The sequence below is a fragment of the Sodalinema sp. genome (assembly GCF_046483825.1).
Taxonomy (GTDB): domain Bacteria; phylum Cyanobacteriota; class Cyanobacteriia; order Cyanobacteriales; family Geitlerinemataceae; genus Sodalinema.
In genome coordinates, this window is the sequence record NZ_JAWOCL010000164.1 from 1 (window position 1) to 11,842 (window position 11,842).

General features: G+C 50.6%; 9 protein-coding genes. 6 read left to right on the forward strand and 3 right to left on the reverse strand.

Translation table 11 applies throughout. From position 1 onward, the window contains the following. Positions 1–2,818, forward strand: a 2,818-nt coding sequence (locus R6U67_RS10655; protein WP_410252523.1) for a PAS domain S-box protein, incomplete at its 5' end; no start/stop codon positions are given. 4 nt (positions 2,819–2,822) lie between these two features. After that, positions 2,823–3,950: an ATP-binding protein gene (locus R6U67_RS10660; protein ID WP_410252524.1), complete on the forward strand. Its 1,128-nt coding sequence runs from the start codon at positions 2,823–2,825 to the stop codon at positions 3,948–3,950. Between the two features lie 59 nt (positions 3,951–4,009). Here the strand turns inward: R6U67_RS10660 and R6U67_RS10665 are convergent, their stop codons facing one another. The 3 genes from R6U67_RS10665 to R6U67_RS10675 form a co-directional block, all read right to left on the reverse strand. Beyond that, on the reverse strand, positions 4,010–5,935 hold the full coding sequence (locus tag R6U67_RS10665) for a M48 family metalloprotease (protein WP_410252525.1): 1,926 nt from the start codon (positions 5,933–5,935) through the stop codon (positions 4,010–4,012). Positions 5,936–5,975: 40 nt separating this feature from the next. Further along, positions 5,976–6,116 carry a hypothetical protein gene (locus R6U67_RS10670; RefSeq protein WP_410252526.1) on the reverse strand — a complete coding sequence of 47 codons (141 nt, stop codon included), beginning with the start codon at positions 6,114–6,116 and terminating at the stop codon, positions 5,976–5,978. A 295-nt stretch (positions 6,117–6,411) separates the two neighbouring features. Then, positions 6,412–6,945 (reverse strand): N-acetyltransferase family protein, encoded by a 534-nt coding sequence (locus R6U67_RS10675; RefSeq protein ID WP_410252527.1) that lies wholly within the window; start codon positions 6,943–6,945, stop codon positions 6,412–6,414. Positions 6,946–7,435: 490 nt separating this feature from the next. Here R6U67_RS10675 and R6U67_RS10680 point away from each other — a divergent pair, with 490 nt between their 5' ends. From R6U67_RS10680 to R6U67_RS10695, 4 genes are all read left to right on the forward strand, one after another. Beyond that, complete coding sequence (locus tag R6U67_RS10680; protein ID WP_410252528.1) at positions 7,436–10,204, forward strand: bifunctional acetate--CoA ligase family protein/GNAT family N-acetyltransferase; 2,769 nt, start codon at positions 7,436–7,438, stop codon at positions 10,202–10,204. Next, complete coding sequence (locus R6U67_RS10685; RefSeq protein WP_410252529.1) at positions 10,201–10,428, forward strand: DUF167 domain-containing protein; 228 nt, start codon at positions 10,201–10,203, stop codon at positions 10,426–10,428. Before R6U67_RS10680 ends, R6U67_RS10685 begins: the two co-directional genes overlap by 4 nt. Before the next feature lie 119 nt (positions 10,429–10,547). Beyond that, a complete protein-coding gene (locus tag R6U67_RS10690) occupies positions 10,548–11,114 on the forward strand; it encodes a Uma2 family endonuclease (protein ID WP_410252530.1) in 567 nt (188 codons plus the stop codon). A 55-nt stretch (positions 11,115–11,169) separates the two neighbouring features. After that, positions 11,170–11,745, forward strand: a complete 576-nt coding sequence (locus R6U67_RS10695) for a Uma2 family endonuclease (RefSeq protein WP_410252531.1) — start codon at positions 11,170–11,172, stop codon at positions 11,743–11,745. Positions 11,746–11,842 lie beyond the last annotated feature (97 nt).

The window sequence follows — 11,842 nt, forward strand, 5'->3', positions numbered from 1 at the left end:
TCCACAAGTGATCAAACATTGGCAAAATAGCTTCAAGCAGATTCTCCTAACACACCAAGAAGTGATTATCGAGTCCCCCTTCCCCACTCTCGATGGTCCCTACTGGTTTCAAACCCGTCTGTTTCCCGAATTTAACAGCGACAGAGAAATCAAATCCTTTTTCGGCATCGCCCGAGACATAACCGCCAGGAAACACACCGAAACCCAACTCCGCCATCAAGCCAAATCCGAACAACTCATCAACCAAACCGCCCAAAAAATTCGACAGTCCCTCAACCTCGATCGCATCCTGGACACCACCGTCACCGAAATCCAGCAACTCCTCCATTGCGATCGCCTCATCGTCTATCAATTTACCGACGCCACCAGGGGCATCATTACCGCCGAAGCCACCGCCTCAGGGGTTGAAGGAATCCTTCACCGCTCATTTGAGGACAACTGCTTTGGTGACGTCTATCAAAATGTCTATCTCCAGGGCTATCACACCCTGACCAGCGACATCGAGAATCGGACTAACCTCGACCCCTGCTATCAGGCCATGTTGAGGGAGTTAAAGGTCAAAGCGAACCTGGTAGTTCCCATTCTCTTACGGGAGGAGAGGCCCGGACGCCCAGCCCCAAACACTGAACTCTGGGGACTCCTCATTGCCCACCATTGTCGCGAACCTCATCCCTGGGATGCCAACGAAATCCAACTGTTACAGGATATCGCCCTGCAACTGGCCATCGCCATCCAACAAGCCCAACTCTACCAACAAGTTCAATCCCAACTGCAAGAGCGATGTAAAGCCGAAACCGCCCTACGGGAACTCAACGAAGACTTAGAATCCCGAGTGCAGCAACGCACCCAAGAACTGGCCCAACGCGATCGCTATCTCAGCGGCATCGTCGAAATTCAACGACATCTCATCGCGACCTCTATCCCTGACTATGACACCATTCTTGCCATTCTTGGACGCATCGCCACCGCCAGTCGCGTCTATATCTTCCATACCCATGCTCCAGAACAGGGGACACTCCGAGTCAGTCAAGTCGCCGAATGGTGTGCCGAAGGGGTGATCTCCCATCTCGATGATCCCAACTTACAAAATTTTCCCCTCGAAACCACCCCAACTATTTTGAGCTGCTTTCAAGCCGGTCAGTGTTATAGCGGGAATGTTGCCGACCTCTCCTATCCTGAACGCTCCATTCTGGACTCCCAAGGGATCTTATCCATCGCTCTTGTGCCAATTTGTCTGAACCGCAACACCCATTTATTCGGCTTTATTGGCTTTGATCGCTGCGATCGCACTTGTCCCTGGAGTGACCTAGAAATCACCCTCCTACAATCCGTCTCCCGTTCCATCGCTCTGGCCAAAGAGCGACAGGATATGGAAACGGCCTTACGGAACAGTCGAGAGCAACTACAGAGTCTGCTAGAAAGTCTCAGAGAAATCATCTTTCAGGTTGACGAAAATGGCACTTGGATCTTTCTCAATGCTGCCTGGGAAACCATTACTGGATTTTCCGTAGCCGAGAGTCTTGGTCAACCCTTTTGGACGTATATTCATCCCAAAAGTCGTTCTACTATTCACGGAAAATTCAGAAAATTTAGACAAAAAAAAGAGACAGAATGGGGCAATAAACGACTTAAAACTGAACTTCAATTTCACAAGAAAAATGGAGAAGTTTGCTGGCTAGAAATTGATGTCATTGCCATGGAAAATTCTCAAAGCACCTTTATCGGTCTCTCCGGGATTCTCAACGACATTACCGAGCGAAAACTGGCCCAAGCTGAGCGAGACCATAGCCAACAACGACTGGAAATGGCTCTCGATGCCGTCAAACATGGCGTGTGGGAATGGGATGTCAACAACAACCACTGCTTTTTTAGCCGTCGCTACTACACCATGCTTGGCTATCAACCCGATGACTTTAGCGGCTCTTTTGACACCTGGAAATCTCTCACCCATCCCGACGACTTAGAGAGGGTTTTACCTATCATTCGAGAAGCCATCAGCACCAATACTCCCTTTGCTGTTGAGTTCCGCATGAAACGTCAGTCAGGTGACTGGTGTTGGATTCAGAGTATGGGAAGTCCTTATCACTATCGAGGAGCGAGTGAAGATCAGACCATCTCGAATGTCTTTGTGGGAACTCATGTCGATATTACCGAGCGAAAAGACTCAGAAGCTGAACTCAAACAGAATCTTAAAGAAAAAGAAATCTTACTGAAAGAAATTCACCATCGGGTCAAAAACAACCTCTTAGTTGTCGCCTCTCTCTTAGAATTTCAGTCCGACTATAGCGATAATACAGAAATCCATCGGGCCTTGCAAGACAGCCAAAACCGTGTCTTATCTATGTCCCTGATTCATGAACGTCTCTATCAATCCACTGACCTCTCTCATATTGAATTTCGGGATTACCTAGAAACTCTCATCGAACAGCTTTTTGCATCCTATAACATAGATAGCCACAAAATCACCTATACCATTCACTCCGAGCCAATTCGGCTCAACATTGAAACCGCTCATCCCTGTGGACTTATTATTAACGAAATCATCTCGAATGTCTTAAAACACGCCTTCCCCGATGCTAGAACAGGAACTGTTGAAATCTTAGTTAACCAAGAGCCAACCGGACTCATTCATCTCCGAATTAAAGATATCGGCATCGGGATTCCTGAACACATTGATCTATTCAAAACTGACTCTCTCGGAATGGAACTGATTGTCATGCTCGTGGAGCAAATTCGAGGTGAAATCCACCTTAATCGTCAACAGGGAACTGAATTTCATATGACATTTTCTGAGTTAAAATATAAACGGAGAGTCTAATACCATGACAATCACCATTTTTTTAGTTGAAGATGAAATCATTTTAGCCCGCAGCCTATCCCGTAAACTCAAGCAATTGGGATACCAGGTGATCGGAACCGCGACGTCAGGCGAGGATGCGATTAAAAAAATCCTCGAACATCCCCCAGATATTATCCTCATGGATATTGTCATTCAAGGGGAAATGGATGGCATTCAAACCACCCAAAAACTGCTGAAGTCCATTGATATCCCTGTAATTTATCTGACCGCCTATGCCGACGATGAAACCCTCGATCGCGCCGAAGCGTCTGGCTCCTATGGCTATCTTCTAAAACCTCCTAAAGAGCGTGAAATTCATGCCACCTTGAAAATGGTATTAAAGAAACATAAAGATGCAGAATCCCTAAAAAAACTCATCCAAGAATCCCAAAATAGCCTCGACGAAAAATCTCAATATCTCTCCATGACCTCTCATGATTTGCGGAACCCATTAACCGCCATTCAGATGTCATCAGATATGCTGAAAATCTTTGACGAGAGTTGGGATCGTCAACGAAAATTAAAATATTTTGAGCGAATTCAGCGGGCCATTACCAGCATAAACGGTATGCTCGATGAAGTCTCCTTGGTTTCCAGAGCTGAATCCGGTCAATTGCCCTTCTTACCCCAGCCTCTGGACGTGGTTGCCTTTATTCAAGAAATAATCGTTGAGTTTGAGCCATTATCAGAAAATAAACATCAGTTGCAGTTCCAGTATGAGCCAATTTCTGAGACCCCAGTCTTGGATAAAATTCTCTTACGTCATATCTTAGCCAACCTCCTAATCAATGCCATAAAATACTCCCCCGAAGGTGGCGTCATCACCCTGACGCTACAACCCACTTCCGAGGGAATCGAGGTGCAAGTTGCAGATCATGGTCTTGGCATCCCTAAAGCCGATCTCCCTCATCTTTTCGATCGCCACCAACGAGCCTCCAATGTCTCCCGCATTGCCGGAACTGGTTTAGGACTCTATGTCAGTCAAAAAGCCGTGGAACGCCATGGTGGAACCATCAGCGTTGAGAGTCAAGTTGGGGAAGGAAGCACCTTTAGCGTCAAACTTCCCAGTTGTACCTGTCTCGACAGCTCCCCGCTGCTTCAGGAATCCTAGGGAAACCTGAGAGCGGGGAGATTGAGCCAACCGCAACGAGTCAAGACATCACCCTAAACCTACGACAAGCGAGCCTTAATTTGAGCGTGGCGTTCGACTCCCTCAAAACTATAGCGGTTGTAATTATTCCGCTCAATCAACTCCTCCATATAACGAACCCGAGTTCGCGGAGCCGGGTGCGTGGAGAGATAGGGAATCGTCGGACCGCCTCCCTGCTGTTCTCGTAGGGTTTGCATGAAGTTACGCAGGCCATCAGCCGCATAACCGGCACTGTGAATCACCCGAGTGCCAATAATGTCAGACTGGCGTTCATGCTTACGGCTGTAGTCCAAACTCACTAGGGTTCCCAACAAGTTACCGAAGGGAATTTCCCGAGCCAGGTTGGCCAGCAGGTTATTCGTAACCACCCGTTGGAAGCCGTGAGACAGAACCGCGTGACCCACTTCATGGCCGAGTAACCCCGCCAGTTCCGCTTCCGAGTTGGCGGCGAGAATCGCGCCGGTGTTGACGAAGACCTTACCGCCGGGGAGAGCAAAGGCGTTGAGATTCTCGTCATCGACCACGAAAAACTCATAGTCAAACTCATCTCGTCCCATATAACGGGCGACATCTTGGCCTAACTCGTCCACATAGCCGAGAATTTCTGGGTCATTCACCATCCGCAATTGACCTTGTAACTGTTCGGCGATTTGCTCCCCGAGGCGAGATTCCCCGGCCAGCATCAACTGAGCCAGGTTAATGGCCTGAAACACGGTGGAGGTGGTGCGTCCGGTTAAGACCCCCACGGCTAAGCCACCTAAGCCCCGTAGGGCGATGTTTTCCCGGAGGCGACCCCGGAAACTGCTGAGATAATCTTCTGCCAGTTCCGTCATCTCCCCGGCTTGAGGATGGTCGGGGTTGACGATCGCGAACTCCCGAGCCGTAATCGAGGCTTCGAGGCGTTGTCCATCTTCTCGTAGGGTTTCGGCCAGCATTCGGGCCAGTTCATAGGAACCGGGGAAACGAGTGGTGGCCTCTTCGAGGAAGGCGATCGCCTCGTCGGTGTCTCCCTCATCGAGATGGCGTTGAGCAATCAGAGCGTAGGGCGGTGCAAAGCCGGGGGCTTCTTCAAACAGCAGATCTAACGAGGCTTCCACCTGAGACTCGCGATTTTCGGCTAGGCCTTCTTGGACATTATCCCAATAGACGCGACCGGCTGGGGAGAGTTGATCCTCGGTGATGGCGTCGGCGATTTCGAGGGTTCCCTCGGCGGGAAACTCGGGTTTGGCTTGACGATAGAGCCGTTCGGCTTCCCGGAGATTGCCCTGGAGATAGTAGCGGTCCGCCTGAGCCATTAACGCTTCCCGTTCGCTGAGGGAGACGGGCGCTGGGGTGGCTGGGGTGGCGTTGGGATCGGGTTTCTCCTGAGCGGTATTTCTGGCGGTTTCCGTGGCATACACAGCAACTTGATAGTCCCCTCGGCCGCGAGAATCAAAGGCGTTGGCGACAACGCGATAGGTTCCTGTGGCCGGCAGAGTCAGCACCAGTTCTGAGTTGGTATCTCCTGAGGTGCGATCGTCGTTTTCGGCTAAGGGCTGATCGTCGGGGCCGATGAGAATCAGATAGGTGTCAAAATCTGAACTGTCGAGTTGAATGCGAACCTCTTGTCCGGCCTCTCCTGAAAATTCATAGAGATTGTAGCGACTCCCATCTCGCAGCCGGGAACTGCGGTTGGTTAGACGGCCTTGTTCTTGGAGGATGGGCCGTTGGGCCAGTTGGCGATCGCCGCCCCCCTCCAATCCCTTCAGGGACTTGGTCTGTGTCACCTCCACCTCAGGATGGGTTTTGAGGCTAATGGACTTGTGAACGACAAGGTCGCGGCTGAAATCCGCTTGAGCGGCAACAGCTCCCCGCAGCAACAGGGGAATGTTGGGCAAAAATAGGTTTACGCTTAGGAACAGGCTTGTCCCTAATAGGAAGCACAATAGGGTTCGTAAAGGTTTCATAATCATTTAGATGAGACAAGGGCCAGTGTGACGGTCGCGCCTATCGGGCGGAGTCTCTCACGAGGGAGTTTAGGACGACATAAGGGTATTGATGTGAAATGGGGCTTAACTGTTTCGCGATCGCAGCCAGTTTGGCAATTGGCGTGACGGCCACCCCTCGGCGATCGCTTTTTTGTTTCACAAAACCAAGTATTTGTCAAGAGATTCCTCAAAAAAACGGCCCATTATGCGGCAAAACTTAACAATAATTTACAGTTTCCCCCAGCCGTTCTCTCAATTTTTTTTAGGTTAATAGGAGTTTAATTTTAGCAAAAAGCATCTTAAACGCCCCCTGTGGAAACTGTGGAAAAGTCAGATGAATCAGCCTTCATTCTGACCTCCCGGAGCCAGACAACTGTGGAAAAACTGTGGAAACATCACCTCAATAAATTCTATCTCAGCCAACATCTCAAGGGGGAACGCAAGCGGCCACTCCCTCAAACCAATCCCGACTGGGATGACGGTAAAAACGACGAGGGAGATTCGAGACGATGACCCAAAATCATCAAGTCTCGTTCAACCCCATCGAGTTGAGCAATCCGAGGTAAATAGCCCCATTCCTGGAACTTCGCCTGCTCAAATAGACCTAAACTCGCTAAGTTATGGGCAAAAACGAAGGCCAGGAGTGTTTTCAACTGTAACATCGGGCCATTGGCAACCGCCAAATCTAATAAAAAACGACCCAATCCCTGACCCTGATATTCCGGGTCAATGTAAATCGCCAGTTCCGCCGTCGCCGCATAGGCCGGACGACCATAAAAGGGACGAAAACTGAGCCAACCGACCACCCGCTCATCCCGTTCCGTCACCCAGAGGGGATAGCGTTCGGGAACATGACCGCTAAACCAAGCGTAACGACTTTCAACCGACACCGGCGAGACATCAGCCGTGGCCATTCGTCCCGGAATTGCAGCATTATAAATGCCCACAATAGCAGACAAATCATTGGCGCGAGCATGACGGACATTCATCAGTAGATTTCGTAACCCAATTGCGTACAACTGTGAACAACCCCAACCCTCTACCGTAAGCCAGCCCAGTGATACCCCCCAGGCCAACCCAGGAACTCGACCACAGCCGCCGACTCCAGGGGAGGTCATGGCCCTTTAGACAATCGTCTCCGGTAGATTTGTGATCTTGTACACTAACCTTAAGACCGTAGAGCCTTAAAATGTAGCAGGTACATCCTACGTTTTGCAACCTATCCTAACTAAAATCCGGCAATAGTAAAACTATCTTAAAATTTTCCTCCCTTGCCGGAGAGACCAGTACACTAAAGCCAATGGAGGCGGATGGACGAGTCCGCCTCCGACCTCGGGGAGCAAAACTGGGGCTTGATTCGCCAGACATCTTGACGTAACAAGATTTCCAGGGATGACCTCGAGTTCTTTGCGCCCATCGTTCACGGCACTTAATCACCATTAACCTGTCCAGAAAAACAGATTTAAACGGAGTAAACGTATGATTACTAAAATCCCCTATAAAACCGATCCAGCCCATGATGTTCTGCGATCGCAAAGTGATTTACTGCAAGCCATCTTCTCCCCTAACAATGTTGCCGTCATTGGTGCCACCGAAAAAGCCAACAGCGTCGGGCGAACCTTACTCTGGAACCTGATTAGCCATCCCTTTGGCGGGACCGTGTTTCCCGTCAACCCCAAACGCAGCAGCGTCTTAGGCATTAAAGCCTATCCCGACGTCGCCTCAGTTCCGGCCCAAGTGGATTTAGCCGTCATCGCCACCCCCGCCCCAACGGTCCCCGAGGTGATTCGTCAATGTGTCGCCGCTGGAGTTCGCGGGGCGATTATTCTCTCGGCCGGCTTCAAAGAAGTGGGAGAAGCTGGGGTCGAACTCGAACGACAAATCCTAGACGCGGCCCGGGGCAAAATGCGGATTGTGGGACCCAACTGTTTAGGGGTGATGAGTCCCCTATCGGGGTTAAATGCCACCTTCGCCGGGTCTATGGCCCGCCCCGGAAGTGTGGGCTTTATTAGCCAAAGTGGCGCCCTGTGTACCTCCATTTTAGACTGGAGTTTTCAAGCCAATGTGGGCTTTAGTTCCTTCGTCTCCCTGGGGTCGATGTTAGATGTGGGTTGGGGAGATCTAATCTACTATCTCGGCGATGATCCCCGCACCGAGAGTATTGTCATCTATATGGAGTCCATTGGCGATGCCCGGTCTTTCCTGTCGGCGGCCCGGGAAGTTGCCCTCAGTAAACCGATTATCGTCATTAAAGCGGGACGGACTGAAGCCGCTGCCAAGGCCGCGGCCTCTCACACCGGGGCCTTAGCGGGCAGTGATGAGGTCTTAGATGCGGCCTTCCGACGCTCGGGGGTGTTACGAGTCTATCACTTGGCCCATCTGTTCTACATGGCGGAATTGCTGGCGAAACAACCGCGCCCGAAAGGTCCCCGTTTAACAATTTTGACCAACGCCGGGGGTCCCGGTGTCCTGACGACGGATACTCTGATTAGTGAAGGGGGTAAGTTGGCGGAATTGGCCCCGGAAACCCTCGAACGTCTCGATGAGATTTTGCCGCCTCAATGGAGTCATGGCAACCCCATTGATATTTTGGGGGATGCGGACCCCGATCGCTATGCCAAAGCCTTACAAGTCGCCGTCCAAGATCCCAATAGTGACGGTTTGATTGTGGTGTTAACGCCTCAGGCCATGACCTCTCCGACGGAGACGGCGGAAAAACTCAAAGCTTGTCCCATGGAAGGCCGCAACAAAAAGCCCATTTTTGCCAGTTGGATGGGTGGGGCCGATGTAGAAGCCGGGGCGCGGATTCTCAATCAGGCCAATATCCCGGCGTTTCCCTATCCCGATACGGCGGTGCGGATGTTTAACTATATGTGGCGCTACAGCCGTAACTTGCGGAGTTTGTATGAGACGCCGATGTTGTTGGAGGATGAGGAAGGGGAATCCTCGGGCCGCGATCGCCCCTCGGCTTACGCCATTATCCAAAAGGTACGAGAGGCGGGACGGACGCTATTAACGGAGTTTGAGTCGAAGCAACTCCTGGCCAGTTATGGCATCCCGATTGTGGAAACTCGCATCGCCCAAACCCTAGAAGAAGCCATGGCCGCCGCCGCTGATCTCGGCTATCCGGTGGTGTTAAAACTCCTCTCGGAAACCATTACTCACAAAACTGATGTGGGCGGGGTCCAGCTAAACTTGAATGATGCTGAAGCTGTGGCGAAGGCCTATCAACGGATTCGCGATCGCGTCAGTGAACTCCATAGCCCTGAGGACTTTCAAGGAGTGACGGTTCAGCCGATGTTGAACCTCGATGGCTACGAGTTGATTATTGGCAGTAGTTTAGATCCCCAGTTTGGGCCGGTGTTACTGTTTGGAACCGGGGGACAGTTGGTGGAGGTATTCCGCGATCGCGCCCTAGGCCTACCGCCCCTCAACACCACTCTAGCCCGGCGTTTGATGGAAAACACCAAAATCTATACGGCCCTCAAAGGGATTCGCGGCCGCGATCCCATTGACTTAGCCGCCCTCGAACAACTCTTGGTCCGCTTTTCCTATCTGGTGGTGGAACAACCCTGGATTAAAGAGATTGAGGTGAATCCGCTGCTGGCTAGCCCGGAACGGCTGATTTCCCTGGATGCGCGGGTGGTTCTCCATCCGGCGGACACCGATGTGGCTGAGTTACCGAAACCGGCCATTCGCCCCTATCCCAGTCAGTATGTGGGACGCTGGACGGTTCGCGATGGACGGGAGGTGACGATTCGCCCCATCCGCCCGGAAGATGAACCGATGGCGGTCAAGTTCCACGAAAGCCTCTCTGATGAAAGTGTCTATCTACGCTACGCCCACGCCTTCAAACTCAGTCGCCGGGTGACTCATGAACGTCTCTCTCGCCTCTGTTTTATTGATTATGATCAGGAAATGGCCCTGATTGCCGACTATCGTAATCCTGAAACCGGTCAGCATGAACTCGTCGGGGTGGCCCGCTTGAGTCTGATTCACGGAACCCGTGATGCGGAGTATTCCTTGTTGGTCAGCGATCGCTTCCAGCATCAAGGCTTGGGGACGGAAATGACTCGTCGTTCCATTGAAATTGCCCGGGCGGAAGGCTTTGATTTAGTCTTTGCCGAAATTCTCTCGGATAACCGGGCCATGCAACGGATTTCTGAACATCTTGGCTTTAAGATTGAACGGATTTTAGGAGAGTCCATGGTTCGGGCTGAGATGCGTTTAACGGATGAGGAGTCATGATGTTTAACGTCAAGGTCAAACCCAATTCCAAGCAACAGGCGATTATCCTCGAAGATGATGGCAGTCTCACGGTTCGGCTGCAATCTCCCCCGGTCGAGGGTAAGGCCAATAAGGAGTTAATCCAGGTCTTAGCCGACCGCTTTGGGGTGCGTAAGTCTCAAATCTCGATTCGGTCTGGGGAACGATCTCGGACGAAGCGCGTTGAGGTGGATGAGACCTCCTAGGTTGGGTTAGTTTGGCTTACCATAGGGCATAGGGTCAGTCTTGGATCAACAGGCTGGGTCTATGCCCGATTTGGTTTGGTTTTAGTTTGGTTTTAGTTTGGTTTTGATGAGGACTCCCCATGGTCACACCGACACAAGTTTGGACGATTCGTGATCTTGATGCAATGCCCGATGATGGGGGGTGGACTCGGCATGAAATCATTGATGGAGACCTGTTTGTGACTCGCGCCCCTCATTTTCGTCATCAGAACGTTAGTGGTAATCTCCAGTTTGAACTCGAGGCCTGGTCTCGGAAAACTGGACTCGGTCGGCCAATCGCCACTCCAGGGCTGATTTTCAGTCCTCGGGATGCGGTGATTCCCGATTTGATCTGGATTAGTCAATCCCGGTTAGAGACTGGGGTGGATGCGTCGGGACATTTTACGGTAGCCCTGGAGTTGGTGATCGAGATTCTCTCTCAAGGGGAAATCAATGAACAACGCGATCGCGAGGTCAAGTTAAAACTCTATTCTCTGTATGGGGTTCAGGAGTATTGGTTAGTGAATTGGTGGCTGAAAACCCTAGAGGTGTATCGTCGTCAGGATGCCCAACTTCAGCGGGTTCAGACCTTGCTAGAGGGCGATCGCCTAACCTCCCCCTTATTTCCTGAGTTTGAGGTGGAAATCGCCTCGATTTTCCCCTCTTAAATGTCAGGTTAGTTAATTTATAAAAGCACTGGTACCTCAACAGGACAACATAACTATGGTGGTAACATCAACGCAAACCTACACCGCTGCTGACTATCTAGAATTAGAAGAAACAGCATCAGTTCGCCATGAATATCGCAATGGAGACATTATTGAAATGCCTGGAGGAACCGTTAATCATAATAAACTGACGTTACGGTTAATTTTTCTGCTAATGCAAAACCTCCAGGGAGACCGGTATGAGGTTTTGGGAACTGATGTTCGTCTCTGGGTGGGCGATCGCAACTTTTACACCTATCCTGATGTGATGGTGGTCTCGAAACCCGTTGCGTTACAGGAGAATCGCCAAGATACAGTCACGAACCCAGTCTTTATTGCTGAGGTTCTATCCGATTCAACCCGAAACTATGACCGCAGCGAGAAATTTGTGGCGTATCGCACCATTCCCAGTTTTAACGAGTATCTGCTTGTTGACCAATCGAAACTATCGGTTGAACACCACCTCAAACAAAATTCTAATCAGTGGTTGATGACTGAATATGAAGACCCTGAACAGAGTGTTATTTTAGAGTCTTTAGGCGTTGAGTTGAATTTAAAAAATTTGTATCAAAATCTTGACCTTAATGTCTAAGTGTGAAAATTATCTTCAGATCGGGTCTTCAGGATATACGGTGTGATTTGTTGCATTGGATACAAAATTGTAGGGGCGAAAAATCCCCTCCTGGGAG

Coding starts and splice junctions, on each gene's coding strand:
- R6U67_RS10660 (WP_410252524.1), top strand. CDS start 2,823: ATGACAATCACCATTTTTTTAGTTGAAGATGAAATCATTTTAGCCCGC.
- R6U67_RS10690 (WP_410252530.1), top strand. CDS start 10,548: ATGGTCACACCGACACAAGTTTGGACGATTCGTGATCTTGATGCAATG.
- R6U67_RS10675 (WP_410252527.1), bottom strand. CDS start 6,945: ATGAATGTCCGTCATGCTCGCGCCAATGATTTGTCTGCTATTGTGGGC.
- R6U67_RS10685 (WP_410252529.1), top strand. CDS start 10,201: ATGATGTTTAACGTCAAGGTCAAACCCAATTCCAAGCAACAGGCGATT.
- R6U67_RS10680 (WP_410252528.1), top strand. CDS start 7,436: ATGATTACTAAAATCCCCTATAAAACCGATCCAGCCCATGATGTTCTG.
- R6U67_RS10695 (WP_410252531.1), top strand. CDS start 11,170: ATGGTGGTAACATCAACGCAAACCTACACCGCTGCTGACTATCTAGAA.
- R6U67_RS10665 (WP_410252525.1), bottom strand. CDS start 5,935: ATGAAACCTTTACGAACCCTATTGTGCTTCCTATTAGGGACAAGCCTG.